Here is a 24419-nt window from a genome sequence, read left to right as displayed (position 1 = left end):
GCCGGGGCCTTCGAAGCACTCAGTCGATCGGGGGTTCGCCCGGGTCGAGCTCGATCAGGTCGCCCTCGGCCAAGAGCTCCTCGATCGACGCCGGCAGCAGGTACGCCGCCCCGCCGCCCGGCTGGTTGAACCACGGGATCGCGACGCCGGCCAGAGTCTCCAGGGGCCGCTGCACCCGGTAGACGTGGTACGGGCGGTTGATCCACTCCGGCACCAGCGACCGCTCGGCGAACGGCGTGCCCGCCGCGTACGTCAGGTTGCCGTTCGGGCCGCCGAAGCGGTCCAGCTCGCTGCCCGCGGGCAGCTCGCGCAGTTCCTTGCCGCGGAACAGGGTCAGCGGCGGCTCGCCGGCCATCGGGCCGATCGGCCACTGCTGCTGGCCACCGCCCCCGCCGCCGTTGACGGCCGGGCGGACCGGTTCCTCCCGGCGCGGCGGTGCGGGCGGAGCCACCGGAGGGGGCGGCGGCACCGGCAGGACACCCTGCGGCACCGGAGCCAGGACGGTCGGCGCCGACGGCGGTTCGCGCCGGGGCGGCGCGGGCGGCGGGCCGGCCTGCTGGGCGACCGGCGGCGGCCCGGCCGGGACCGGGGCGGGCTGGCGCGGGGGAGCCGGCGGCTCGTCGTCCTCGATGTCGCCGAAGAGCTCTTCGGCGCTGGTGAACGCCGTCTGCTCCTGCGGCGGGACCGGCTCGGGCTTGCGGACCGGGTACGAGCCGGTCGCGATCTCGGGCGACAGCGTCGCGACGACCCGCCGCGGCGCCGGTTCCGGTTCGGGCTCGGGTTCCGGCTCCGGCGCGGGCGGCTCCTCGGGGGGCAGGTGGCCCTCCGGGTTGAGCAGCACCTTGCCGAGCATGAACGCGGCCGCGTCCTCGGCGTCGCCGAACACCGCGGGGTTGCTGAGCTTGCCGTCGTACCAGCCGACGCGCCAGCCGTCCTCGACTTCCTCGACGCTCCACCCGTGTTCGGCGGGTTCGCCCAGCTTGTAGCCGCTTTCGGGGACGTCGAGCTCGTCGAGCTTGGTCTGCAGGCCGGCGAGCACCGGGTGGTCCGGGGTCTCGCGGCGCAGCGCCCGGCGGCCCGGACGCGGCGGAGCGGGCGGCTCGGCCTGGGCCTGGGCCTGGGGGGCCGGCGGTTCCGGCACCGGCAGCACGCCGGGCACCTCGGGCTGGGTGATCATGGTCGGCGGGCCCGGGTCGAACGCGGGCTGCTCACGCCGCGGCGGCTGGAACGCCGGCTCGTCTTCCGGCCGGGCCGGGGGCTGGAAGGCGTGCTCGTCCTCGTGCCGAGGCTGGAAGGCCCCGAGCGACGGCTCCTCGTCGTGGCGTGGCGGCTGGAAGGCCCCGAGCGACGGCTCCTCGTCGTGGCGTGGCGGCTGGAAGGCCGCGTGCGACGGCTCGTCGTCGTGCCTCGGCGGCTGGCCGGGCTGGAATGCGTCGTCGTGCCGCGGCGGCTGGCCGGGCTGGAAGGCGCCGTCCTGGCCCGCCGCCTGGAAGGCGTGCGCCGGTTCGTCCGCCTGGCCGGTGTCGAAGGCGTGTCCCGCCTCGTCGGCCGGACCGGGGTCGAACGCCGCGTGTGCCGGCTCCTCCTCCCGGTGGTCCGCCGGTTCCTCTTCGACGGCCGGCGCGGGCGGGAAGGCGTGGTCGTCCTCCCGCGGGGGCTGGAAGGCCGCGTGCTCGGCGTCGTGCCGCGGGAACGGCTCGTCGTCCCGCGGCGGCTGCGGCTCCTGCCCGATCGGCTGGTCGGGGACGTACTCCGCGGTCTCCTCGAGGTCGGGCACCCGGCCCGGCTCCGGTGCCGAGCCGTTCGTCCCGACCGCGTGCTCGGGCTGCTGCGGGTACTCCTCTTCGCCGTACTGGTGGTCCTCTTCGGCGAAGCGGTCGTCGAACTCCTGCTCGTCGAAGCTCTCTTCGGCGTACTCGTGCTCTTCGGCCGGAGCCTCCGGTTCGGCCGGGGTGTGCACCGACAGGGGCTCTTCCACCAGCGCGGGCGGTTCCTGATGCTGCGGCGGCGGCGCGACGGGCGGGGGTGCGACAGGCGGCGGGCCGGGGGGCGCCTGCTGCTGCACCGGCGGCTGGGGCGGCGGTCCCTGCGGCGGCAGCCCCTGGGGCGGCGGGCCCTGCGGAGGCGGCCCGGCCGGGCGCTGCTGCGGTGGCGGCTGGTTGCCCCGGGTCAGGTACGCGGCCGCGGCCTGCAGCGTCGGCTCGTCCACCGGCGGCAGCGTGAAGCCGACCGCGCGGACGTGCTCGACCAGGTCCGGTTCGGGCGAAACGCCGTACTTGTGGAGGTAGAAGTTGACAGCGGCGGGCCAGACCCACTGGCCGTCGCTGTGGAAGGCGACCGGGACGGTCGCTTCCGGTGCCGCGGCCAGCCGGTCGATGTCGTAGCCGCGCTCGGGCACCACCAGCGGGGCGTGCTCCAGGTACTCCAGCAGCCGGTCCTGCTCGTCGACCTCGAGGTCGGGCCGGTTGAGCACCGGGCGGCCGGCCGGGCCGACGGTGTCGAAGATCCGGGCGATCCGGAAGTGCGGTCCCGGCTGCTCCGGGCTGAGGCCGGACATCCGCCGGATCAGCCACTCGGGCACGTTCTCCTCGGTGCGCGGGAACATCCGCAGCTCGTCGGAGTAGGCCATCGGCGGCGGCGCGAGGTTCCACACCGGTTCGTCGCGGTTGTACTCGAGGTTGTAGCTGGACGGGTGGTCGAGCTGGTAGCGCGCGTTGAACCACGTTCCGCGGCCGTCGCGGTACATGCCACCGCGGAGCCTGCCGAACAGGGTCGCGATGTCGTGGGTGGCGAGCCACTCGTGCACCGTTCCGTCCTCGGTGACGATCTCGCCGGTCAGCTCGTGGTACCTGCCGACCGCTCGGTATTCCGCGGAGACCTTGCGCCAGTCGCGCGGGGCGGCACGGAGCAGGGCAAGTCCGATCTGCTTGACCAGGGTGTCCTGCTCGGTCGCGTTCAGCTGCGTCGTCGGTTGTGCCACCCGCACATTTTGACTGTTCGCGCGCGCGAGTGCACCCCGCATGTGGGTTTTGCCGCTCAAGCACCCGGTGGCACACTGCCTGACCTCGGGTGATGCGACGTGCGGTAGATCACAGCTTGATCGCGGTCATCGTCGCGAGTGGACCGTGTGGGGTAGCGATCACTCTACGGGCTGCGACCACCCGCGCCTGGAAGCGACGCGCGGGGGCCGCTTTGCCAGAATGGGGTGCGTGACGGCGAAGATTCTCGACGGCAAGGCCACCAAGAACGCCATTTTCGCGGAGCTCGAACCCCGCGTCGCGGCCCTCGCCGCGAAGGGGGTGACGCCCGGCCTCGGCACCGTCCTGGTCGGCGACGACCCGGGGTCGCACTCGTACGTGCGGATGAAGCACGCCGACAGCGGCAAGATCGGGATCAACTCGATCCGCCGCGACCTGCCGGCCGACATCACCCAGGAGAAGCTCGAAGCCGTCGTCGACGAGCTGAACGCCGACCCGGCCTGCCACGGCTACATCGTGCAGCTGCCGCTGCCGAAGCACCTCGACGCGAACCGCGTGCTGGAGCGGATCGACCCGGAGAAGGACGCCGACGGCCTCGCGCCGGTCAGCCTCGGCCGGCTCGTGCTCGGCCAGCAGGGCGCGCTGCCGTGCACGCCGTACGGGATCATCGAGCTGCTCAAGCGCCACGGCGTCGAGCTGAACGGCGCGCGCGTCACCGTGGTCGGCCGCGGCATCACCGTCGGCCGGACGCTGGGCCTGCTGCTGACCCGCCGCAGCGAGAACGCCACCGTGACGCTGTGCCACACCGGCACCCGCGATCTCGCCGCCGAGGTCCGCCGCGCCGACGTCGTGGTCGCCGCGGCCGGGGTGCCGGGGATCATCACGCCGGACATGGTGGCCCCGGGCGCCGCGGTGCTCGACGTCGGCGTGTCCCATGTGGACGGCAAGCTCACCGGGGACGTCCACCCGGGAGTGGCCGAGGTCGCCGGCTGGATCTCGCCGAACCCGGGCGGGGTGGGTCCGATGACCCGGGCGATGCTGGTCAGCAACGTCGTCGAGGCGGCGGAACGCTCGGTACAGGGCCGATGACGATGACCGAGGACCGGCGGGACGTGGGCGACCGCCGGAGCGGCCCGGCCCGGTTCGCCCAGCTGCCGTTCGCGGCGGTGCTGCTGGTGGTGGCCGTTGCGGCGCTGCGGATCTTCCAGTACCACTGGCGGGAGGGCGCGGCGCTGATCGGCGCCGCGCTCCTCCTCGCCGCGGTGTTGCGGGCCGTGCTGCCGACGCCCAGGGCGGGCCTGCTGGCGATCCGCGGCAAGCTCGTCGACGTCGTGACGTTCACGTCGCTGGCCACCGCGGTGCTGTACGTCGCCCTGACGATCACCGGCGGCCCCCTCGGCTCCGGTTGACCGCTCGTGAGTGGTAATTCGGGTTAGAACCCGAATTACCACTCACGACAACTGCGGCAGGGTCAGGAGGCGAGTGCGAGTTCGCGCTGTTCGGCGCGGGCCTCGCGGCGGTCCAGCGTGCCCGAGACGACGGCCAAGGTGAGGCCGAAGACCGCGAGCAGGGCGCCGACCCAGTTGGGGGCGACCAGGCCGAGCCCGCCGGCGATCACCAGGCCGCCGAGGTAGGCCCCGATCGAGTTGGCGATGTTGAACGCGGACTGGACGGCGGCCGACACCAGGGACGGCGTGCCGCCCGCCTTCTCCATGATCCGCGCCTGCATCATCGGGCCGATCATGAACCCGGCGACGCCGACGAAGAAGATCGTGATCGCCGCGCCGATCTTGCCCTGGGCGGTGATCGTGAAGATGCCCAGCACGGACGCCAGCGCCAGCAGCGCGATGTACAGGCTCGGCATCAGCGCGCGGTCGGCCAGCCGGCCGCCGAGCAGGTTGCCGATCGTCATGCCGACCCCGGCCAGCGACAGCAGCAGGGTGACGTTCGACGGCGAGTAGCCGGCGACGTCGGTCAGCATCGGCGTGATGTAGGACAGGCAGGCGAACACGCCGCCCAGCCCGAACGTGACGATGGCCAGCGCGAGGTGCACCTGCGGCCGCTTGAACGCGCCGATCTCGTTGCGCAGCGACGCTTCGGCGGCGGGCTTGCCCTGGTGCGGGACGAGCTTCGCGATGGCCGCGATGGCGACCAGCCCGATCACGGCGACGACGCCGAAGGTGGCGCGCCAGCCGACCTGCTGGCCGAGCAGCGTGCCCAGCGGCACGCCGATGACGTTCGCCAGGGTCAGGCCGAGGAACATCATCGACACGGCCTTGGCGCGCTCGCCGTGGCCGACGAGGCTGGAGGCGACGACGGCCCCGGCGCCGAAGAACGCGCCGTGGGGCAGGCCGGCGAGGAACCGGAACGCGATGCCGAACTCCTGGTTCGGGGACAGCGCGAAGAGGGCATTGCCGACCGTGAACAGGCCCATCATGGCCAGCAGCATGGTTTTGCGCGGCAGCCGCACGGCGACCGCGGTGAGCAGCGGGGCGCCGACGACGACGCCGAGGGCGTAAGCGGAGATGAGATGGCCGGCGGTCGGGATGTCGACGCCGAAGTCGGCGGCCGCCTGGGGCAGCACGCCCATCATGACGAACTCGGTGGTCCCGATGCCGAAAGCTCCGATGGCGAGCGCGAGCAGCGCGACGGGCACGGCACTCCTTCCAGGGTGAGTAAACGATTACTTGGCCGATCTCTGGATCGGTTCAGTAAGGGGGCATAAAGAGAGGCAGCCATTCGGCCCCAGCGCCGTGAGCTGCCTACGCCCTAGTCCAACAAGCGAGGGGGGTCGTTGTCATCCCGATATCGCGTGACGATCCACACCGCGGGCGCGATGATCAGCGCGGAGCGGCCAGGACGCCGTTCAGCAGGCCCGGGAACAGGGCGTCAAGATCGTTGCGCCGCAACGAGTTGAACCGCGTGGTGCCTTCCTGGCGGCCGGCCACGACACCGGCCTGGCGCAGGATGCTCAGGTGGTGGGTGATTGTGGACTTCGTCACCGGCACGGTCAGGCCGCTGCAGGAGATTTCCCGATCGCTCGCCGCGAGCTGGCGGACGATGGCCAGCCGCACCGGGTCGGCGAGGGCGCGGAGCACGCCTTCGACGGTGATCTCCTCCTGCGCCGGGTAGTAGAGCGGCGGCAGGGTCGCGTGCTTGGCCATGAGCCCATTGTACGACGCCGGTCGAAATTGGTGGCCGGGTCGTAGTACGGTGACTGTCGAACTACGACGTTCGTCGAACCAATCCCTGCTTCGCTTGGGGGCTCAGCCCATGTCCGCACCTGCTCCTTCGAGGATCTCGGTCCTCGCCTTCGGCGCCTTCGGCGTCGGGACCAGCGGTTACATCGTCGCCGGGCTGCTGCCCGCGCTGACCGGCGAGCTGCACGTCTCGGCCACGGCCGCGGCGCAGCTCGTGACCGCTTTCGCCATCGCGTACGCGATCGGCTCGCCCCTGTTCGCCGCGGCCACCGGCACCTGGGAGCGCCGGACGCTGCTGGTCGCCGCGCTTGCCGTCACCGCCGCCGGCAACCTGTTCGCCGCGCTCGCGCCCGGCTACGGCTCCCTCCTGGTCGCCCGGGTGGTGACCGCGGTCGGCGCCGCGGTGTTCACGCCGGCGGCGAGCGCCGTGGCGGCCGAGCTGACCGCGCCGGAACGCCGGGGCCGCGCCGTCGCGCTGGTGTTCGGCGGCCTGACGGTCGCACTCATCTTCGGCGTCCCGCTCGGCAGCCTCATTTCGCAGCACCTCGGCTACCGGACGGCGTTCGCGCTGGTCGCCGCGTTCTCACTGGTGAGCGCGCTGGCCGTGCGGTTCGCGCTGCCCACGGTCGTCGCGCCGCCGCGGGTCGGCCTGGCCGAGCGGTTCGCCGCGGGCCGCGACCCGCGGGTGCTCGTCATGCTGGCCACGACGGTGCTCGCCTGCCTCGCCGCCTTCATGGTCTACACGTTCGTCTCACCGCTGCTGGCCGCGACCGCGGGCGTGCACGGCACGACCGTGACGGTGCTGCTCTTCTGCTATGGCGTCGGCGGCGCGATCGGCAACTTCGCGGGCGGCCGGGCGACCGACCGCTGGGGCTCGCGCAGGCCGCTGCTCGTGGTCACCGTGGCCATCACCGCCGTGATGGCGCTGCTGCCGCTGACGACGGTGACACCGGTCGCGGCCGGCATCTCGCTGTTCGTCTGGGGGCTGGCGACCTGGTCGTTCAACCCGCCGGTGCAGCATCGCCTGATCGAACTGTCGCCGGGCCACGCCGGGCTGGTGCTCTCGCTCAACGCGTCCGCGATCTACCTCGGCGTCGGCCTGTCCGGCCTGGTCGGGGGAGCGGTGCTCGCTTCGGGCGGCCCGCGCCTGCTGCCCGAGGTCGCGGCCGCGCTGACGCTGGTGGCCCTGCTGCTGGTGGGCGCGGCGTGGGGGCGGGTCCGCGAGCCTCGGGAACAGGTCGCCGTCGGCTAGTCGGCGTGCGCCTGGACCTCACAGTCGGGCCCGGGGTACACGAGCCCTTCGTGCCCGTCGGCGAACCGCACCAGATACGGCGGGGCGCCGTCGGGACCACGGACTTCGAGGATCTCGCCGTGCTGCTCGGCCGACCCGACGGTCCGGCCGTGCACCTGGATTTCGTCTCCTACTCCTGCGTGCATGGGCTTCACCTCCGTGTCCAGGGTAGGAGCGGAAACTCGTCCCGTGGACCCCGCGAACGGGTTAGAATCCGAGGCATGATCAGCGAATTCGGAGGCGCCGCGCCTCGGCGCCGGTGAGCCCTTCGGTCCGGGTCCGCACGCCACGGGAGCTGCGGAAGACCCGGCGGAGCACCGCACATTCCTGTTGGGGTCACCTGGTGGCCGCCCCGCTGTGGCCGTTGCACGGCGCGAACCTCGGCACTTTGCTGCGCACTTGTGACGCCGTCGGTGCGTGTCTGGCCGTACCGCGGTTCCCGTGGGTGCCCGAAGCGCTGCGGAGGGGCAACACGCTGCGGCGTCCGGCCTGCGTGCACTGGGTGCACGACCCACCGGGCTGGCTGGCGCGCGAGCGGGCAGCGGGTACCCGGGTGGTCGGCGTCGAACTGGCCGAGGAAGCCGTCCGGCTGGCCGACCTGCCCGCCGCCCGCGGCCGCACGATCGCCGTGCTCGGCCACGAGCAGACCGGGATCCCGCCGGAGGCGCTCGATCTGCTCGACAGCGTCGTCGAAATCCCGATGGTCGGCACCGGCGCCAGCCTGAACGTCGCGGTGGCAGGGAGTCTCGTGCTCTACAAGCTCGCCGGTCTGCTGTGAGCAGTCTCAAGTGGACGGTCGCGGAAAACCTCCCGCTCGTCGACGGCCCCGCGGGGTGTTCCGTGAAGGACAGCTTCGCGACGCTGGACCTGCCGGAGTTCTCGATCCTGTTCGAAGCGACGTGGATCGAGTGCGGGCGGGTGGCCGTGCTGTCCCGCGGCTCGGCGACGAGCTGCGGACCGCGCTGGACCACGGCGCCGAGCCGCTGGGCCCGCTGCGCGTCTGGGTGCGTTAGCCCGGCTGGGCGGCCTTGGCGGCCTTCTTGAACGCGCGGACCTGGCCGAGGGTCTCGGCGCTCGTGACGTCGGCGATCGACCGGCGCGAGCCGCGGTCGCCGTACGCGCCGGCCGCCTCGCGCCAGCCCTTCGGCTGGACGCCGCGCTGCTTTCCCAGCAGGGCCAGGAAGATCTTGGCCTTCTGCTCCCCGAACCCGGGGAGGGCCCGCAGCCGCTTCAGGACTTCCGGGCCGTCGGGCTTCGGGCGGCCGTCGAGCCAGATGCCCTCGGTGCGGCCGTCGTAGTTCTCGATGATGTGCTGGGCGAGCGCGTGGACGCGGCGGGCCATCGAACCGCCGTAGCGGTGGATCGCCGGCGGCACCACGCACAGCTCGACGAACGTCTCGACGTCGGTCGCGGCGATCTTCGCCAGGTCGAAGCCGTCCATCCGGTCCGCGATCTTCCGCGGGCCGGCGAAGGCGTGCTCCATCGGGAACTGCTGGTCCAGGAGCATCCCGACGAGCAGGGCGAACGGGTCGTCGTTCAGCAGCTTGTCGGCCGCCGGGTCGCCGGTCAGGTGCAGTTCGCGCAGCATGCCGTCATTTTGACACAGCCCGCGCCGCCGGCTTCCTCATCCGTCACCGGGATTTCGCGTAGCGCGACGGCGTCGTGCCCAGGTACCGCTTGAAGTGCCGAGTCAAGTGAGCTTGATCGGAGAAGCCGGCCGCCGCCGCGACTTCCGCGGCCGGGGTGCCGTCGAGCAGCAGCCGGCGGGCCCGGTCCACCCGGCGGCCGGTCAGGTACCGGTGCGGTGGCAGGCCGAACCGCGCCCCGAAGCAGCGGACGAGGTACGCCGGGTGCGCGCCGAGCGTCTCGCCCGCCTCGGCCAGCGTCAGCGCTTCCGGCAGGCGCGCGTCGAGGAGGTTCCGAAGGTCGTCGGCGAGGCCGCGCTTCGGCTCGTGCGTCGCCGGTTTCCCCAGGTGCGTGCGCAGGCGGTCGGCCACCAGCACGAGCCGGCTCTCGGCCTCGAGCGTGTCGCCGGGTTCGGCCAGGGACTCGTGGAGCTGGTGGATGCGGGTGCGCAGCAGGCCGTCGGCGAGGCTCGGCCGGTCGACCGCCGCGCCGATCAGGTCTTCGCCCAGCACCGGTGTGTCCAGGTAGAGCACGCGCTTGCGGAAGCCGTGGCTGGTCGCGGCCCGGCCGTCGTGGGCGACGTTCGGCGGCAGCAGCGTCACCGCCGGGCCGAGCGCGCCGTGGTGGTGGCGGTCGAGGTCGTAGCGGATGACGCCGTCGTCGACGATCAGCAGCGTCCACGTGTCGTGCGTGTGCAGCGGGTAGGCGTGCGTGGTGAAGCGCGCGTGGAAGACCTCGGCGATCCCCGGGACCGCCGGCCGCCAAGCCGCGACGTCCGCCATGTCAAGAACGTACAAGACGCGGGCGTGGCACCCGGGCGAGTCTTCGGGGCATGAGTTCCTTCGACACGAAGATCGCCGTCCTGCTCCGCGACGACCTGGCGTCCTGGCAGCGGCTCAACGTCACGGCGTTCCTGGTGAGCGGGATCGCCCACGTGACCCCCGAGCTGATGGGCGAGCCGTACGCCGACGCCGACGGCACGCAGTACCTGCCGATGTTCGGCCAGCCGGTGCTGGTCTTCTCCGGCACGGCGGACGTCCTGACCGCGGCCCACGGCCGCGCACTGGGCCGCGGCCTGCGGTTTTCGATCTTCACCGACGAGCTGTTCCACACCGGCAACGACGCCGACAACCGCGCGGCGGTCCGCGAGGTACCGGGGGAGAAGCTGGCGCTGGCCGGGCTGGCGGTGCACGGGCCGAAGAACGCCGTGGACAAGATCCTCAAAGGGGCGTCGCTGCACCGCTGAGTAGAACTGCTCTTTCACCCGCGTGGGTGAGCTGCCAGCATGATCGGCAGCGCCGCGGAGGGCGGCTCGAAATGGGGAGGTTCCGTGAATTCACTTCGTCGCGCGTGCGTGGTCCTGACGGCGGCGGCCGGCCTGGGTGTGGTGCTCGTGCCGGTCGCGTCGGCGGACCCGGTGCAGACGGTGAGCTACACCTCGGAAGACGGCGCTTGGCCGATGCAGGGGAGCACCCACTACGCCTCGCCGGGTGACGAGATCGCCGTGTGGGAGTACGACGGCCGGCTGACGGTCGACGTCGATGCGGGCTTCGACTACCTCCGCATCGAGTTGAGCGCACCGGCGGGGGAAACCCTGCACACCGGGACGTACACCGGCGCCCGCTACCGCGGGCCGAGCGACCCGGCGCTCGGCACACCGGGGATCTTGGTGGTCACCCGCGGCTTCGGCTGCGGCGACGACTACGCGGACTTCACGATCGATCGCCTCGACGCGACGGGCGTGGACCTGACGTTCGTCCAGCGCTGCGGCAGCCCCGACGGCCCGGCGACCCGTGGCGAGGTCCACTTCACGCGCTGACCCTCACGGGGCCGTGGCGTGCACCAGGAAGACGCTCCGGACCCGGTCACCGCCGTCGACGGTGAACGTCCGTGCGGTGACCGCCACGAAGCCCGCCGACGAGGCCAGGGCTCCCGCCCCGGCCTCGTCGAGCGGGAACGACAGGTCGTCCGGCACGAACTCGGCGAACGGGCCCGACGGCCGGAACCGCGCCCCGGACACCACCGAGAACGCCAGCCGCCCGCCCGGTTTCAGCACGCGCAGCCAGTCGGCGAAGGCCACCGCGCCCAGGAAGTGCAGCGAGGACGCGCACAGCACCACGTCGGCCGAGTGGTCCGCCGCCGGCATCGGCACCGCCGGCCCGACCTGCCACGTGATCACGCCTGACGGATCCTGCGCGGGCGCCTTCGCCTCGGCCCGCGCGACCATGGCCGGCGAAAGGTCGACGGCCAGCACGCGCGCGGGCTTCAACTGCAACGCCGCGTACGCCGCGAAGCCCGTTCCCGTGGCGACGTCCACCACGAGTTCCGGGCCGGAGGGCAGCGGCTCGACCAGGGCTTCCGCCACCGAGGCGTGGAACGTGTCGTCGTCGTAGTGCTCGGCTGTGCCGTCGAAGAAGGCGGCCCGGGATTCGTCGCTCACGGACCCAACCTAGCCGGGCCCACCAGCGGTTTTCAGGGGACGACGGCCCGCGAACCCGAGGTCGGTGCGGTGGTACCAGCCGAGGTCGTGGTCGCCTTCGAGCCAGCACAGGAGGACGTCGGTGCCGTCCAGCTCGGCCGGGAAGTCGACCAGCAGCGGCGCGAACCCCTTGAGCTCGGCGCCGGTGCGCTGGACCGTCGTCATCAGGTCGTCGAGGTGGGCCTGCGCGGCCTTCCACTCGGGCAGGCCGCCCAGCTCGGTGGCCCGGCCGCCCGGCCGGAGCGACGCCGCGAGCTCGGCGGCGTCGGCGCGGACGCGCACCAGCTCGTCGAGGACAGGCCGCAGGCGCGCCAGTTCGTCGCGAGCTTCCGCGACGGTGAACAGTCCCATCCGCCGATGATGTCACCGGCGTGCGTCAGCCTTCGCGGCGCCGCCGGACCAGCGCGTTGGCCAGCCCGCTGCCGACCAGCAGGAAGCCCACGCCGAGCAGGCCGCCGATGAAGAGGAAGTCCATGACGCCGTAGGCGATGTCGCTCTTCGGCATCAGGTTGACCAGCCGGAACCCCCATTCGGGCGTGGCCATCGCGGCGACGCCGGGCAGCACGCCGTAGATCAGGCCGCCGAGGATCGGGCCGGTCGCCGACAGCGCGCCGAGCGCGGCGACGGCGAGCAGCAGGATCGCCCCGCCGGCCAGCAGCGCGATGCCGAGGGCGTCGCGGTTGGTGCTCAGCGTGGCCTGGATCAGCTGCTGCTGGCGCAGGCCGCCCCAGCTCACCAGGCCGAGCGCGACCGGCGTGAGCACGAGCCCGCCGAGCGCGCTGACCACGTGCGCCGCGCCACGGCGAGGCCGCTCGTCGAGCACGTCGCCGGGCTCGTCCGGTTCCTCGTACTCGTTCTCGTAGTCGGCTTCGTAGCCGGCGTACCGATGGGTCGTCATGCCGTCACCTCCCGCATCATGGATTCACGGGTGGCATCGTGCCCCGGTTCACTCGCGAAAGCGACGGTCGCTCGGCAAGCGGTCGGATCGGCTGACCGGCGGGAGTGCCCGGTGATCCGTGCCACAAAGGGCGGGTGGAGACTTGATGCCGACCACTACTGGAACCATCCAGCTCCGTCAAGCAGTACGCTTGTACCGCTACCGGCGAGACGTATGAAGCAACGCGAAGATCCGCGGAAGGAGCACCGCTGCTCATGGCCAAGATCAAGGTCCAGGGCACCGTCGTCGAACTCGACGGCGATGAGATGACCCGCATCATTTGGCAGTTCATCAAGGACAAGCTGATCCACCCGTACCTGGACGTGAACCTGGACTACTACGACCTGGGTATCGAGGAGCGGGACCGCACCGACGACCAGGTCACGATCGACTCCGCGAACGCGATCAAGAAGCACGGCGTCGGCGTCAAGTGCGCCACGATCACCCCGGACGAGGCGCGCGTCGAAGAGTTCGGCCTCAAGAAGATGTGGCTGTCCCCGAACGGGACGATCCGCAACATCCTCGGTGGCGTGATCTTCCGCGAGCCGATCGTCATCCAGAACATCCCGCGGCTGGTGCCGACGTGGACGAAGCCGATCATCATCGGCCGCCACGCGCACGGCGACCAGTACAAGGCCACCAACTTCAAGGTCCCCGGCCCGGGCACGCTGACCATCAGCTATACCCCGGACGACGGCTCCGAGCCGATGGAGTTCGAGGTCGCGAAGTTCCCCGAGGGCGGCGGCGTCGCCATGGGGATGTACAACTACAAGAAGTCGATCGAGGACTTCGCGCGCGCCTCGCTGCAGTACGGCCTGGACCGCGGCCTGCCGGTCTACCTCTCCACCAAGAACACCATCCTCAAGGCCTACGACGGCCAGTTCAAGGACGTGTTCGAGGAGATCTTCCAGGCCGAGTTCAAGGCCGACTTCGACGCCAAGGGCATCTCCTACGAGCACCGCCTGATCGACGACATGGTCGCCGCGGCGATGAAGTGGGAGGGCGGCTACGTCTGGGCGTGCAAGAACTACGACGGTGACGTCCAGTCCGACACGGTCGCGCAGGGCTTCGGCTCGCTCGGCCTGATGACCTCGGTGCTGCGCACGCCGGACGGCCGGACCGTCGAGGCCGAGGCCGCGCACGGCACGGTCACCCGGCACTACCGCCAGCACCAGCAGGGCAAGCCGACGTCGACCAACCCGATCGCGTCGATTTACGCCTGGACCCGCGGCCTCGAGCACCGCGGCAAGCTGGACGGCAACCAGGAGCTGATCGGCTTCGCGAACAAGCTCGAAGAGGTCGTCGTCGAGACCGTCGAAAGCGGTCAGATGACGAAGGACCTGGCGCTGCTCATCAGCAAGGACCAGCCGTTCCAGACGACCGAGGAGTTCCTCGCGACGCTGGACGACAACCTGGCGAAGAAGATCGCCCAGGGCTGAGTTTGCCAGGTGGAGGCCCCCTTCCCGGTTCGCCGGGGAGGGGGCTTTCGCTTTGATCACGCGTTGTCACCGCGGGCGTGAACCGCTGGCGCCTCCGGGTGGTTGCGACGTCCGGCGCTGCCGCCCGGGTAAAGGATTGCCTACCCTTGGCGTGGGGCCGGGGCTCGCGGGTTGGAGGAAAGCATGTCGAAGAAGACTCTGCTCATCTTGGGCGCGCTCGCCTTGGTCGTCATCGTCTACGCCATGAACACGGGCAAGCAGGCGTCGGGGGCGTCGGCGACCGGCTGCAAGGTGACCGTGATCGCGGACGTCCTGAACGCCCGCGAGGCGGCCGACGGCAACGCGAAGATCGTCGGCAAGTACCTGCGCGACGCCCAGTTCGACGCCATGCCGGGCGTGCAGAACGGCTTCCGCAAGGTGGCCGACGACAAGTGGGTGGCGGCCGAGTTCACCCAGCCCGTCGCCGGCTCCGCCTGCTGAGGTCTCAGACGCCGATCAGGTCGGCCGCGAGCGTGATGACGCCGAAAGCCGCGGCCGACAGGCCGAGCGTCCTGGCGCGTTTGGGGTCCCGCTTCGCGGCGGCGCGCCAGTAGAGGCCGACGCCGATCGCCAGCATCAGCAGTTCGACGACGGCCGAGACGGCGGGCAGCCGCCAGAGCCCGAAGCCGAAGACGGGCAGATCGCCGGCGTTGCCGGGCAGGATCGGCAGGTCGGCGCGGTGCACGACGAGGTCGAGCAGCCAGTGCGAGAACACGACCCCGCCGAGGACGAGCCCGGCTTCCCGGCCGAGCCATCGGCTCGCGACGGCGCCGAAGAGCGCGGCGAGCACGAGCGCGCCGACGAGGGAGTGCGTGTAGTCGGCGTGGATGACGCCGCCGCCGTAGCCTTCGCCGTCGATCGTCTCGACGCCGCTCAGGTAGAGCGGGACGAAGACGACGTCGAGCCAGGCGGTGGCGAGCATGAGCGTCCAGACGGGAATGGCCGGACGGCCCGCCTTGACGGCGGCGGCCAGCCCGAAGTGCCCGGCGATCATCTGCGGGCCTCCGTCCAGGGGAAGCGGGCGTCGAGCACGCCGAGCCCGACGGTGAAGAGGAGGACGGCGAGGATGAAGGTCATCGGTTTTCCTGTTCTGCGTAGGTTTCCAGGCCCTGGACGAGCATCTTCTTGAGCACTTCGAAGCTCTCGCCGACCTCTTCGGGGCGTCCGAAGCCGCCGGATGCCTCGAGCCCGGCGAAGCCGTGAACGGCGGCGCGGATGCAGCGCGTGGCGTGGACGGACCGGGCGTGGTCGAAGCCGAACGGGCGTAGAACGGCGAACACGACTTCGGCAACGGCGTGGGTGGCGGTGCTGAGTTCGACGTCTCCGCGGTCCGGGGCGGCGGTCAGTGCGTGGGTGCGGTGCGGGTGCCGCCGCAGGTAGGCGCGGTAGGCGTCGGCGAGGGCGGCGACGGCGTCCCCGCCTTCGCGTCCGGTGGCGGCGGTGCGGAGGGTTTCGGCCATTTCCTTGACGACGCGGAGGTCGATCAGCCGCCGGAGGTCGGCGAGGTTCTTGACGTGCTTGTAGAGGGAAGGCGCGGCCACCCCGGCGCGGTCGGCGATCTTGGCGAGGGTGAGCTGGTCGGGTCCTAGTTCGTCGACGAGGGCGACGGCGAGATCGACCACGGCGTCGGTGGTCAGTCCGGCTCTAGGCGACATGGTGGCTACTTGGCATAGCTTTAAAGCTATGCTTCGTAGCCTCGGTGGTCAAGGGCCGGTTTTTGTCGGTGGTCGGTGCTAGAACTGATCAGGTCGAAAAGAGCAGGTGGCGGCGTTGGGCCGCCGGGAAGGAGGGAACGTCCGGGGGCGGGCGACAACTGAATCGCGGCATGGGCCGGAGGTGTCCGCGGGGTCTCCAGGGGGAGTCTCGCGGGCCGAGCGGAGACGTTCAGGCGGCGTGCGGTGCCGGTAGCGGTGGGGATCGAGACCCGGGGACCGCGCTCGGACGGGGGTCGGAGCGCGTGGGGGAGATCTTCGGCGGGTCGGTGCCGGGGTGCTGTGGCCAGGGAGACTGGTGGTCCGGGGCCGGCCGGGTGTGTGGTCCGTCCGGAGGTAGGCCGGGCGTGCGGTTGCTTCGGAGGCTGACGGCGCGTGCGGTCGCTTCGGAGCCTGGCCGGGGTGAGGTCGCTTCGGAGGTTGGCCGGGGTGTGCGGTCGGCCTGTCCGGAGGGCGTTCGAGCGGCCGGATCTGATCGGTGCTCCGTGCGGCCTGCCTGGCGTGGGCGGCTTGACGTGGCCGTCCTGACGTGGGCGGCCTGAGTTGGCTGGCGGGTGTCAGAGCGCGATCGCGAGGTCCTCCTCCGCGACCAGCACCTCGCCGCCGAACTCGCTCCGGGCCTCCTCGGCGGCCGCGGCGCGGTCGGTGCCGGGCCAGAAGTGGGTGAGCAGGAGCCGGCGGGCGCCCGCCTTCTCCGCCCAGTGGCCCGCCTCCGCGGCCGTCATCAGGTAGCGGCGCTCTCCCTCCGGCGGTGGGGTGCGGAGGGTGGCGTCGCAGATGAACAGGTCCGCGTCGCGCCCGAGGTCGGCCAGGGCAGGCGACGGTCCCGTGTCGCCCGTGTACGCCACGGTCAGCCCGGGCGCGGTGAGGCGCACCCCGAAGTTCGGCTGGTGGTGCGGCAGCGCGTACGGCGTCAAGCGGAACGGCCCGACGTCGGCCGGCTCGGCGAGGTCGTGCACGTCGAACAGCGTCGCCGGGTGCGGGCGAGGCTCCATCGCCTCGAGCCGGCGGACCGTGCCGGGCGTGCAGTGCAGCGGCAGCCGTGCCGAGGGTGCGTCGATCTGGACCGTGTGGTGCCACGCCCGTCCGAGCGCGCTTACGTCGGTGCAGTGGTCGGGATGCTCGTGCGTCACGACGACCGCGTCGGGCAGCCGGTCGCGGCAGTGCGTGAACAGCCGCGGTGCGGCGCCGTACCCGAGGTCGAGCACCACGCGGAAGCCGTGGTGCGCGAGCAGGAATCCGGCGCAGGCCCGGCCGGGCTCCGGCCACGCACCGCAGCTGCCCAGCACCGTGAGCCGGCTCCCTGCTTCGCCCATGCGCGGCAGTCTGGCAGAGCAGCCTCGGCTCCCCGCACCGGTTTCCGGCACCCGCGGCGACGGGCCCGGATGCCTCGGCCCCGATGTCTCGGGCGCGGCGTCGTGGCCGGTAGCGTGCAGTTCGTGCTGACCGTCTCCACCGTGAACGTCAACGGCCTCCGCGCCGCCGCCAAGAAGGGCTTCGTCGAGTGGCTCGCCGCCACGAAGGCCGACGTCGTCGCCTGCCAGGAGGTGCGGGCCGAAGCCAGTCAGCTGCCCGCGGCCGTCGTCGATCCCGATGGGTGGTTCTCCGTGCACGCCCCCTCGGCCGCCAAGGGGCGCAACGGCGTCGCCGTGTACAGCCGCGTCGAGCCCGAAGAGGTGCGCATCGGCTTCGGTGAGCCCGAGTTCGAGGACAGCGGGCGGTACCTCGAGGTGCACCTGCCGAACGTCGTCGTCGCGAGCCTGTACCTGCCCAGCGGCGACGTCGGTACCGAACGCCAAGATGAGAAGGAACGCTTCATGGCCGCGTTCCTGCCCTACCTCGTCGAGCTGCGGGCGAAGGCCGCCGCGGCCGGGCGGGAAGCCGTTGTCGTCGGGGACTGGAACATCGCCTACGACACCGTCGACCTCAAGAACTGGCGCGGCAACCGGAAGAACTCCGGCTTCCTGCCCGAAGAGCGCTACTGGCTCGGCCGCGTCTACACCGAGGCCGGCTTCACCGACGTCCAGCGCCGCCTCGACCCCGAAGGCCCCGGCCCGTACACCTGGTGGTCGTACCGCGGCCAGGCCTTCGACAACGACTCCGGCTGGCGCATCGACTGCCAGCTCGCGACACCCGGTCTTGCCGAGAAGGTCGTCGACGTCGTGGTCGAGCGTGCCGCCGCCTACGACCAGCGCTGGTCCGATCACGCGCCGGTCACCGCGACCTACGACATCGGCTTCCCCGGCTAGCAGGAGAGGTTGCCGCCCGTCGGGACACCGAGGATGCCGGCGGACCGCGCGCGTCGCCGGCGGCCTTGTATGTGAAGTTCCAGCTCAACTGGATCGGGCCGCGGCCGTAGTACGCGGCGGCTTCCTGCTCCTTCACGCGACGCGGCGGACGCGGGCGGTGCAGCTAGTGCGGCCTTGGCGAGCGCGCTTCAGGCTCGAGAACTACTCTAAGAGGTATAGACCCAATCACTATCCGGTGAAAAGTTGTCCGAACAGGTGGACACGATCGGGTCAGTCGACACCGCGGTAAATGTCGCAGCATGAGCGGAAGCTGCGGAGAACGGGTGACACCCGACCGGACACCCTCCGGACACGCTCTACTGCAAGTAGTAGTCGTGTCACCCATCCGGGTAGTGAAAGTGAACCCTGGGGGCGCCGGAAGCGTATTACGGAATGAGCGCTACCCTCGCTTTCGAGTTGATCAGAACCGGCAGGTCTTGACACGCTCGGTAGTTTTTTGACCAGTAGCACGCAACGTCTCACTCGGATGGGTGAGCGTACTCGCGGGAGGCACTCCGGTGCGCAACCCAGGTCGAACCCTGTTGCGGTCCACCCTGCGCGGTTCCCGCGCGGCCGTGGTGGTCGCGCTCGTCCCGGTCGGCCTGCTCCTGGCCGGCGGCGGCAGCGCGTTCGCCGCCGTGACGACGTCGGCGCAGGCCGACACCAACGCGGAGACCTTCGGCCTGCTCGGTCCCGTCGGACTGGTCGCGGTCGCGCTCGGCATCGTCGGCATGACCCTGGGTGTGCTGCGCCAGCGCCGCAAGACCCGCGCCGCCGTGGCGCTCGCCGAGGCCACCACGGTCGTGGTGGACCTCCCGTGCCCGGTCACCGCGATGGCCGAAGCCGTGCTCGCCGACCCCGACGTCACACCGACGCGGCCGTTCCTCGCGCCGCGCCCGAACGCCTGAGGGCCCTCGGCGTCCGCCGATCGTCCCGGCCTGGAAGAATCCTGACGTGTCCGAAGAGCAGACCGTCGCAGCAGAGCGCCGCCCGCGGGTCCTGTCCGGGATCCAGCCCACCGCCGACTCGTTCCACCTCGGCAACTACCTCGGTGCGCTGCGCCAGTGGGTGCGGCTGCAGGACACGCACGAGACGTTCTACAGCGTCGTCGACCTGCACGCGATCACGGTCGAGCAGGACCCGAAGGTGCTGCGGCAGCGCACCCGCGTTTCGGCCGCGCAGCTGCTGGCCATCGGCATCGACCCGCAGCGCAGCGCCCTGTTCGTGCAGAGCCACGTCCCGGAGCACGCCCAGCTGAGCTGGGTCCTGGAGTGCCAGACCGGCTTCGGCGAGGCCGGCCGGATGACGCAGTTCAAGGACAAGTCGGCGAAGCAGGGTTCCGACCGCTCCAGTGTCGGCCTGTTCACCTACCCGGTCCTGCAGGCGGCGGACATCCTGCTGTACCAGGCGGACGCCGTCCCGGTCGGCGAGGACCAGCGCCAGCACCTGGAGCTGACGCGCGACCTCGCGCAGCGCTTCAACAACCGGCTGGGCAAGACGTTCGTGGTGCCGGAGCCGTACATCATCAAGGACACGGCGAAGATCTACGACCTGCAGGAACCGACGGCCAAGATGAGCAAGTCGGCGTCCAACGTCAACGGGATCATCGAGTTGCTCGAGGACCCGAAGCGCTCGGCGAAGAAGATCCGCTCGGCGGTCACCGACACGGGCCGCGAGGTCAAGTTCGACGCCGAGAACAAGGCGGGCGTCTCGAACCTGCTGACCATCTACTCGGCCCTGACCGACCGCACGATCCCGGACCTCGAAGCGGCGTACGAGGGCAAGGGCTACGGCGACCTGAAGAAGGACCTCGGCGAGGTGTTCGTCGAGTGGGTGACGCCCATCCAGGAGCGCGCGCAGTCCTATTTGGACGACCGCGCGGAGCTGGACAAGGTCCTCGCCGCGGGTGCCGAACGCGCGCGCGAGGTCGCGTCGAAGACGCTGGCCAAGACGTACCAGCGGATCGGGTTCCTGCCGCCGGTGCGGTGAAGCTGATCCTGCTCAACGGCCCGCCGGGCAGCGGCAAGTCGACGCTCGCCCGGCGCTACGCCGACCACCACCCGCCCGCGTTGGCCCTGGACGTGGACCGGATCCGCGCCATGCTCGGCGGCTGGCGCGCGTCCCCGGGCGAAGCCGGTCTGCTGGCGCGGGACATCGCGGTGGCGGCCGCGCGCACGCATCTCGGTGCTGGACACGACGTGGTGGTGCCGCAGCTGGTGGTTCGCGCGGGCTTTCCCGAACGGCTCGAAGCGCTGGCGAGTGAATGCGGGGCGAGCTTCCACGAAGTGGCGCTGGTGCCGGGTGCCGGGCGCCGACCCGAAACTCCCCCGCCCTCCCTGGGGGGCGTGCCCAAGTCCAGTCTATCGGCGCCCACCGACGAACCCGGTTTCCGCGGCCGGAAACGGGCGGCTTGTCCACAACCGGCCGACGCTGTGGACAACACAGGCAGCCTCGTCGGGAAGAGCCTGCCGGCATCCCCCGCACCCGCCACTCGCGTTGCGGGGTTCACCAAGCGTGGTTAGCGTTTCACGGTGGCGAACGAAGAGAAGGAAAAGCTCCTGCCGCGGCTGCGGCGGAAGTACCCGTGGCTCGATCACCTCATCCGGGCCAACGAGGCCTTCACCGAGCGGTACGGCAACCACTACGCCGCCGCCATCACGTACTTCAGCGTTCTCTCCGTCTTTCCGCTCTTCATGGTGGCCTTCGCCGTCGTCGGACTCGTCGTCAACCACGACAAGACGATCATCGACAAGATCACCGTCAGCATCGACGGCTCCGTTCCCGAAGGCCTCAAGGACCTCGTCAACGGCATCGTCCAGGGCGCGCTCGACTCCGGCGGCGGGATCGGGATCTTCGGTCTGCTCATCGCGCTCTACTCCGGCATCGGCTGGATGTCGAACCTGCGGGACGCGCTCACCGCGCAGTGGGGCCAGGAAAAACAGCCGCAGCCGATCGTCAAGCAGACGCTCAAGGACCTCGTCGCGCTGATCGGGCTCGGGGTCGCGCTCGTCGTCTCCTTCGCGCTGACCGCCGTCGGCGGCGGGGTCGGGCAGTTCCTGCTCGAACTCGTCGGGCTCGAAAACGCCACCTGGGCCATCGTGCTGCTGCGCGGGGCCACCATCGTGCTCGGGCTCGCCGCGAACACCCTCGTCTTCCTCTGGGTGATCGCCCGCCTGCCCCGGGAGCAGGTTGCGCTGCGCAGTGCCGTCAAGGGGGCCGTGGTCGCCGCCGTCGGGTTCGTCATCCTGCAGCAGGTCGGCTCGCTCTACCTGGCCAGCGTCACGAAGTCGCCGTCGGCCGCGCTGTTCGGGCCGGTCATCGGGCTGCTCGTGTTCGCGAACCTCGTTTCGCGCTTCCTCCTGCTCATCACGGCGTGGACCGCGACGGCGAAGGAGAACGAACACAAAGTCGTCGCGCCCCCGCCGCCGGTGCGGCTCGAGCAGAACGTCACCGTGCAGCGCGGGCCGGGACTGGGCGCCGTCGCGGGTGCCTTCAGCGCCGGTGCGCTGCTCGCGTGGCTGGGTGGCCGTCGCAAGTCTTGACACCCGGCCGCTTGGTAAAGAAACTGAACCGGTAAGAAATCTGAACCGGAGGGTTTCGTGCTGCTGGACGCCGCCCGCGAGTGCGCCGACCTCGCCAAGACCTTCGCGCCCGTCACCGAGCGGCAGCGTGCGCTGCCGCCCGAGCTGGTCGCGAAGCTGACCGACGCCCAGCTGTTCCGCACCGGCGTCCCCGGCTACCTCGGCGGCCCCGAAGCGCCGCCCGCCGTCAGCCTCGAAACCGCCGAGACGGTCGCGCGCGGGGACGCCTCGGCCGGCTGGTGCGTCTCGATCGCCGTGACGAGCAGCCTGCTCTCGGCCTACGCCCCGCGGAAATGCGCCGAAGAGGTTTTCGGGGACCCGCGGACGGTCGCCGCCGGGGTGTGGGCGCCGCGCGGCACCGGCAAGAAGGTCGACGGCGGTTACGTCGTGACCGGCCGGTGGGCGTTCTGCAGCGGCATCCCGCACGCCGGCTGGCTCTTCGCCGGGTTCGTGCACGAGAAGGCGCTTTACATCGCCGCGTTGCCGAAGGTCGAAATCGAGGTGCTCGACACCTGGCACACCACCGGCCTGCGCGGCACCGGCAGCCACGACTGCGTCGCCGACGAGCTGTTCGTCCCGGACCACCGGGTCTTCTCGGTGCTGGCCGGGCCGCCCGCGGAAGCCGTTGCGCTGCACCGGTTCCCGCTCTTCGGCTTCTTCGCGCTGTCGGTCGCGGCCGCCGCGCTGGGCAACGCGCGCGGCGCGATCGACGACCTCGTCGAGCTCGCCTCGACGCGCCAACCGCTCGGCTCCAGCCGGTCGCTGGCCGAGCGGCCGGCGACCCAGGCGGCCGTCGCGGAGGCGGAAGCGGCCCTGCGTGCGGCGCGGCTTTTGTTCTACGGCAGCATCGACGACGCCTGGCAGGCCGCGCAGGGCACCGAACCGGTCCCGGACGCGCTCAAGCTGGGGCTCCGGCTGGCCGCGACGCACGCGACGCGCACGGCCGCGAAGGTCGCCGGAAGCATGTACGACCTCGGCGGCGGCGCGGCGATCTACGAGACTTCGCCGTTGCAGCGCCGGTTCCGCGACGCGCACACCGCGACCGCCCACTTCCAGGTCAACCCGGCCAGCCACGAGCTCTCCGGCAAGCTCCTGCTCGGCGTCCCGGCCCGGACGGACCAAGTGTGACCGGCCTCGGCCACCGGTTCACGGCGGACTCGGTCGGGCGCGCGCTCGACCTGGTCGGCGAGCGGTGGAGCCTGCTCATCCTGCGCGAGACGTTCTTCGGCGTGCGCCGCTACGGCGAGTTCGCGCGCAACCTGTCCATCCCGCGCCCGACGTTGTCCGCGCGGCTGAAGACCCTCGTCGACGCCGGTGTGCTCGAGCGCGTCGACCCGGTGCCCGAGTACGTGCTCACCGCCGCCGGGCGTGACCTCTTCGGCGCCGTCGTCACGCTCATGCAGTGGGGCGACCGGCACCTCGCCGGTCCGGAGGGACCGCCGATCCTGCTGCGGCACAACGACTGCGGTGAAATCGGCGGGTCGTACGTGGCCTGCGGGCACTGCGGCGGCGCGATCGCCGCCGACCGGGTGACGCCGGAGCCGGGGCCCGGTTTCCGCTAGCCCGCGGCCCTCTTGCGCTGGTACCCGACCACGAACCCGCCGACGATGATCACGAACACCACCAGCGTGATGATCCAGCCGGTGACGCCGAACGGGTCTTCCTTCGCCGCCGACGCGACCGCCGACGTGCCGCCGTTGCCGGTGCCGCCGTCGGCGAGCACGGACGGGTCACCGCCGTTCGCCGACGTCGCGGCCGGTGCCTGGTAGGTGATCCGGCCGACCGGCACGGCCCGGTCGTCCTCCAGCGCGAAGCCGTAGTCGAGCAGCTTCGCCGCCTGGTCGACCACCTTCGTCGGCTTCTGCTCGGCGCGCAGCATGACGACCGCGAGGCGCTTGCCCTTGCGCTGCGCCGCGCCGACGTAGGTGTGGCGGGCGTCGTCGGTGAAGCCCGTCTTGCCGCCGAGGAAGCCGGGGTAGACGCCGAGCAGCTTGTTGTCGTTGTAGACCGGGATGGCCGGCTTCCCGCCGACCGGCGGGAACTCGAAGTTCTTCGTCGCGACGACCTTCGCGAACTCCGGCTGCTTCATCGCGTAGTGGAAGATCAGGCTGAGGTCGTAGGCCGAGGTCGACATGCCCGGCCCGTCCAAGCCCGAGGGCGTCGCGGCGCGCGTGTCGAGCGCGCCGATCTTCGCGGCCAGCGCGTTCATCTTCGCCACCGCGGAGTCGACCCCGCCGAGCGCCGTGGCGAACGCGTGCGCGACGTCGTTGCCCGAGTGCATCAGCAGGCCGTGCAGCAGCTGGTCGACGGTGTACTGGCCGCCGGCGACGAGGCCGACGCAGGTGCACTCCTGCTCCGCGTCCTCCTTCGTCGCGACGATCGGCTGCTGCGGGTCCAGCTGGGTGACGACGACCAGCGCGAGCAGCGTCTTGATCAGGGACGCGGGCCGCTGGCGGGCGTGCGGGTCCTTCGCCGCGACGACCGCGCCGGTGTCGAGGTCCTGCACCAGCCACGACGCCGCGGTGTTGCCGTCCGGCGGGTTGAGCGCGCCGTCCGGGGTGATCAGGCCGCACTCGGCCATCCGGTTGCCGCCGATCGGGACCGGGGGAACGGCCAGCGGCGCCGGGACCTGTTTGCCCGGCGCGGGCTTCTCCGACGTGTCGACCGGCGGCGGGGGAGCCTGGCGGTTCGCGCACTGACCACCCCCCTGCTGCGGCGCCGCGGACACCAGCGCCGGGGTGCTCAGGGCCAGGAGGGCGGCGGCGAGCGTCGTCGTGAAGACCTTGAGCGACCGGGAGACAACGGAGTGCACCCACGCAATCTAGCGCCGCGACCGCCGCCGCATACTC

28 protein-coding genes and 1 pseudogene are annotated in these 24419 nt (G+C 71.5%); 15 read left to right on the top strand and 14 right to left on the bottom strand.

Features of this window, described 5'->3' with window-relative positions; genetic code table 11:
* Window positions 1-19: 19 nt before the first annotated feature.
* Window positions 20-2986, bottom strand: a complete 2967-nt coding sequence (locus ACLJQF_RS43835; RefSeq protein WP_410616234.1) for a glycohydrolase toxin TNT-related protein — start codon at window positions 2984-2986, stop codon at window positions 20-22.
* A 223-nt stretch (window positions 2987-3209) separates the two neighbouring features.
* On the opposite strand from ACLJQF_RS43835, the gene ACLJQF_RS43830 reads away from it, so the two are divergent.
* Together ACLJQF_RS43830 and ACLJQF_RS43825 are read left to right on the top strand one after the other, a co-directional pair.
* Window positions 3210-4067, top strand: coding sequence for a bifunctional methylenetetrahydrofolate dehydrogenase/methenyltetrahydrofolate cyclohydrolase (locus ACLJQF_RS43830; RefSeq protein ID WP_410616233.1), 858 nt, complete (start codon window positions 3210-3212; stop codon window positions 4065-4067).
* Window positions 4064-4387, top strand: coding sequence for a DUF3017 domain-containing protein (locus ACLJQF_RS43825; RefSeq protein WP_410616232.1), 324 nt, complete (start codon window positions 4064-4066; stop codon window positions 4385-4387). Before ACLJQF_RS43830 ends, ACLJQF_RS43825 begins: the two co-directional genes overlap by 4 nt.
* A gap of 62 nt (window positions 4388-4449) precedes the next feature.
* Here ACLJQF_RS43825 and ACLJQF_RS43820 read toward each other — a convergent pair whose 3' ends face one another.
* Complete coding sequence (locus tag ACLJQF_RS43820; RefSeq protein ID WP_410616231.1) at window positions 4450-5634, bottom strand: MFS transporter; 1185 nt, start codon at window positions 5632-5634, stop codon at window positions 4450-4452.
* A gap of 184 nt (window positions 5635-5818) precedes the next feature.
* Complete coding sequence (locus ACLJQF_RS43815; protein WP_410616230.1) at window positions 5819-6142, bottom strand: ArsR/SmtB family transcription factor; 324 nt, start codon at window positions 6140-6142, stop codon at window positions 5819-5821.
* A gap of 109 nt (window positions 6143-6251) precedes the next feature.
* Between ACLJQF_RS43815 and ACLJQF_RS43810 the strand changes: the two genes are divergently transcribed.
* Window positions 6252-7430: an MFS transporter gene (locus tag ACLJQF_RS43810; RefSeq protein ID WP_410616229.1), complete on the top strand. Its 1179-nt coding sequence runs from the start codon at window positions 6252-6254 to the stop codon at window positions 7428-7430.
* On the opposite strand, the gene ACLJQF_RS43805 is transcribed toward ACLJQF_RS43810, so the two are convergent.
* Window positions 7427-7615 (bottom strand): DUF1918 domain-containing protein, encoded by a 189-nt coding sequence (locus tag ACLJQF_RS43805; RefSeq protein WP_410616228.1) that lies wholly within the window; start codon window positions 7613-7615, stop codon window positions 7427-7429. The genes ACLJQF_RS43810 and ACLJQF_RS43805 overlap by 4 nt on opposite strands.
* 197 nt (window positions 7616-7812) lie before the next feature.
* Between ACLJQF_RS43805 and ACLJQF_RS43800 the strand changes: the two genes are divergently transcribed.
* Window positions 7813-8247, top strand: a complete 435-nt coding sequence (locus ACLJQF_RS43800) for a TrmH family RNA methyltransferase (protein ID WP_091304590.1) — start codon at window positions 7813-7815, stop codon at window positions 8245-8247.
* A 231-nt stretch (window positions 8248-8478) separates the two neighbouring features.
* Here ACLJQF_RS43800 and ACLJQF_RS43795 read toward each other — a convergent pair whose 3' ends face one another.
* Both ACLJQF_RS43795 and ACLJQF_RS43790 read right to left on the bottom strand, forming a co-directional pair.
* Window positions 8479-9057, bottom strand: coding sequence for an HhH-GPD-type base excision DNA repair protein (locus tag ACLJQF_RS43795; RefSeq protein WP_410616227.1), 579 nt, complete (start codon window positions 9055-9057; stop codon window positions 8479-8481).
* A 43-nt stretch (window positions 9058-9100) separates the two neighbouring features.
* The gene (locus tag ACLJQF_RS43790) at window positions 9101-9877 is read right to left on the bottom strand and encodes a helix-turn-helix domain-containing protein (protein ID WP_410616226.1); all 777 of its coding nucleotides are present in this window, start codon (window positions 9875-9877) and stop codon (window positions 9101-9103) included.
* A 50-nt stretch (window positions 9878-9927) separates the two neighbouring features.
* Here ACLJQF_RS43790 and ACLJQF_RS43785 point away from each other — a divergent pair, with 50 nt between their 5' ends.
* Both ACLJQF_RS43785 and ACLJQF_RS43780 read left to right on the top strand, forming a co-directional pair.
* A complete protein-coding gene (locus ACLJQF_RS43785; protein WP_410616225.1) occupies window positions 9928-10341 on the top strand; it encodes a DUF2000 family protein in 414 nt (137 codons plus the stop codon).
* 84 nt (window positions 10342-10425) lie between these two features.
* Window positions 10426-10914 carry a hypothetical protein gene (locus ACLJQF_RS43780; protein ID WP_410616224.1) on the top strand — a complete coding sequence of 163 codons (489 nt, stop codon included), beginning with the start codon at window positions 10426-10428 and terminating at the stop codon, window positions 10912-10914.
* 3 nt (window positions 10915-10917) lie between these two features.
* Here ACLJQF_RS43780 and ACLJQF_RS43775 read toward each other — a convergent pair whose 3' ends face one another.
* Genes ACLJQF_RS43775 through ACLJQF_RS43765 form a run of 3 tightly spaced genes read right to left on the bottom strand, consistent with a single transcriptional unit; the run spans window position 10918 to window position 12472 of the window.
* The gene (locus ACLJQF_RS43775; protein ID WP_410616223.1) at window positions 10918-11535 is read right to left on the bottom strand and encodes a class I SAM-dependent methyltransferase; all 618 of its coding nucleotides are present in this window, start codon (window positions 11533-11535) and stop codon (window positions 10918-10920) included.
* Window positions 11536-11544: 9 nt separating this feature from the next.
* Window positions 11545-11925 (bottom strand): DUF2203 domain-containing protein, encoded by a 381-nt coding sequence (locus tag ACLJQF_RS43770; RefSeq protein ID WP_410616222.1) that lies wholly within the window; start codon window positions 11923-11925, stop codon window positions 11545-11547.
* A 25-nt stretch (window positions 11926-11950) separates the two neighbouring features.
* The gene (locus ACLJQF_RS43765) at window positions 11951-12472 is read right to left on the bottom strand and encodes a hypothetical protein (RefSeq protein ID WP_410616221.1); all 522 of its coding nucleotides are present in this window, start codon (window positions 12470-12472) and stop codon (window positions 11951-11953) included.
* A 254-nt stretch (window positions 12473-12726) separates the two neighbouring features.
* On the opposite strand from ACLJQF_RS43765, the gene ACLJQF_RS43760 reads away from it, so the two are divergent.
* Complete coding sequence (locus ACLJQF_RS43760; RefSeq protein WP_247060730.1) at window positions 12727-13950, top strand: NADP-dependent isocitrate dehydrogenase; 1224 nt, start codon at window positions 12727-12729, stop codon at window positions 13948-13950.
* Window positions 13951-14133: 183 nt separating this feature from the next.
* On the top strand, window positions 14134-14430 hold the full coding sequence (locus ACLJQF_RS43755; RefSeq protein ID WP_410616220.1) for an SH3 domain-containing protein: 297 nt from the start codon (window positions 14134-14136) through the stop codon (window positions 14428-14430).
* Window positions 14431-14434: 4 nt separating this feature from the next.
* Here ACLJQF_RS43755 and ACLJQF_RS43750 read toward each other — a convergent pair whose 3' ends face one another.
* The 3 genes from ACLJQF_RS43750 to ACLJQF_RS43740 all read right to left on the bottom strand — a co-directional run bounded on the left by ACLJQF_RS43750 (window position 14435) and on the right by ACLJQF_RS43740 (window position 17017).
* Complete coding sequence (locus tag ACLJQF_RS43750) at window positions 14435-14983, bottom strand: permease (protein ID WP_410616219.1); 549 nt, start codon at window positions 14981-14983, stop codon at window positions 14435-14437.
* Between the two features lie 79 nt (window positions 14984-15062).
* Window positions 15063-15644, bottom strand: coding sequence for a TetR/AcrR family transcriptional regulator (locus tag ACLJQF_RS43745; RefSeq protein ID WP_410616218.1), 582 nt, complete (start codon window positions 15642-15644; stop codon window positions 15063-15065).
* 614 nt (window positions 15645-16258) lie between these two features.
* A complete protein-coding gene (locus tag ACLJQF_RS43740) occupies window positions 16259-17017 on the bottom strand; it encodes an MBL fold metallo-hydrolase (RefSeq protein WP_410616217.1) in 759 nt (252 codons plus the stop codon).
* A 114-nt stretch (window positions 17018-17131) separates the two neighbouring features.
* Here ACLJQF_RS43740 and ACLJQF_RS43735 point away from each other — a divergent pair, with 114 nt between their 5' ends.
* Window positions 17132-17950, top strand: coding sequence for an exodeoxyribonuclease III (locus ACLJQF_RS43735; protein ID WP_410616261.1), 819 nt, complete (start codon window positions 17132-17134; stop codon window positions 17948-17950).
* A 43-nt stretch (window positions 17951-17993) separates the two neighbouring features.
* Here ACLJQF_RS43735 and ACLJQF_RS43730 read toward each other — a convergent pair.
* A pseudogene (locus tag ACLJQF_RS43730) lies at window positions 17994-18068 on the bottom strand (glycoside hydrolase family 19 protein); the annotation flags it as partial.
* 439 nt (window positions 18069-18507) lie between these two features.
* Here ACLJQF_RS43730 and ACLJQF_RS43725 point away from each other — a divergent pair.
* The 6 genes from ACLJQF_RS43725 to ACLJQF_RS43700 are packed head-to-tail and all read left to right on the top strand — an operon-like array spanning window position 18508 to window position 23132.
* Entirely contained in the window at window positions 18508-18897 is a 390-nt protein-coding gene (locus ACLJQF_RS43725) for a hypothetical protein (protein ID WP_410616216.1), read from the top strand.
* 46 nt (window positions 18898-18943) lie between these two features.
* Window positions 18944-19978: a tryptophan--tRNA ligase gene (trpS, locus tag ACLJQF_RS43720; protein ID WP_410616215.1), complete on the top strand. Its 1035-nt coding sequence runs from the start codon at window positions 18944-18946 to the stop codon at window positions 19976-19978.
* On the top strand, window positions 19975-20511 hold the full coding sequence (locus tag ACLJQF_RS43715; protein WP_410616214.1) for an AAA family ATPase: 537 nt from the start codon (window positions 19975-19977) through the stop codon (window positions 20509-20511). Before trpS ends, ACLJQF_RS43715 begins: the two co-directional genes overlap by 4 nt.
* A 9-nt stretch (window positions 20512-20520) precedes the next feature.
* A complete protein-coding gene (gene yhjD / locus ACLJQF_RS43710) occupies window positions 20521-21531 on the top strand; it encodes an inner membrane protein YhjD (RefSeq protein ID WP_410616213.1) in 1011 nt (336 codons plus the stop codon).
* A gap of 57 nt (window positions 21532-21588) precedes the next feature.
* Window positions 21589-22698: an acyl-CoA dehydrogenase family protein gene (locus tag ACLJQF_RS43705; RefSeq protein WP_410616212.1), complete on the top strand. Its 1110-nt coding sequence runs from the start codon at window positions 21589-21591 to the stop codon at window positions 22696-22698.
* Complete coding sequence (locus tag ACLJQF_RS43700; protein ID WP_410616211.1) at window positions 22695-23132, top strand: winged helix-turn-helix transcriptional regulator; 438 nt, start codon at window positions 22695-22697, stop codon at window positions 23130-23132. The genes ACLJQF_RS43705 and ACLJQF_RS43700 overlap by 4 nt, the downstream gene beginning before the upstream one ends.
* Here ACLJQF_RS43700 and ACLJQF_RS43695 read toward each other — a convergent pair.
* Window positions 23129-24382, bottom strand: a complete 1254-nt coding sequence (locus ACLJQF_RS43695; RefSeq protein ID WP_410616210.1) for a D-alanyl-D-alanine carboxypeptidase family protein — start codon at window positions 24380-24382, stop codon at window positions 23129-23131. The two genes, ACLJQF_RS43700 and ACLJQF_RS43695, sit on opposite strands and share 4 nt — an antisense overlap.
* Between the last annotated feature and the right edge of the window lie 37 nt (window positions 24383-24419).

Origin of the sequence: Amycolatopsis sp. lyj-109 (genome assembly GCF_046548995.1) — a bacterium.
Lineage (GTDB): Bacteria > Actinomycetota > Actinomycetes > Mycobacteriales > Pseudonocardiaceae > Amycolatopsis.
This window is presented reverse-complemented; position numbering and strand designations above follow the sequence as displayed.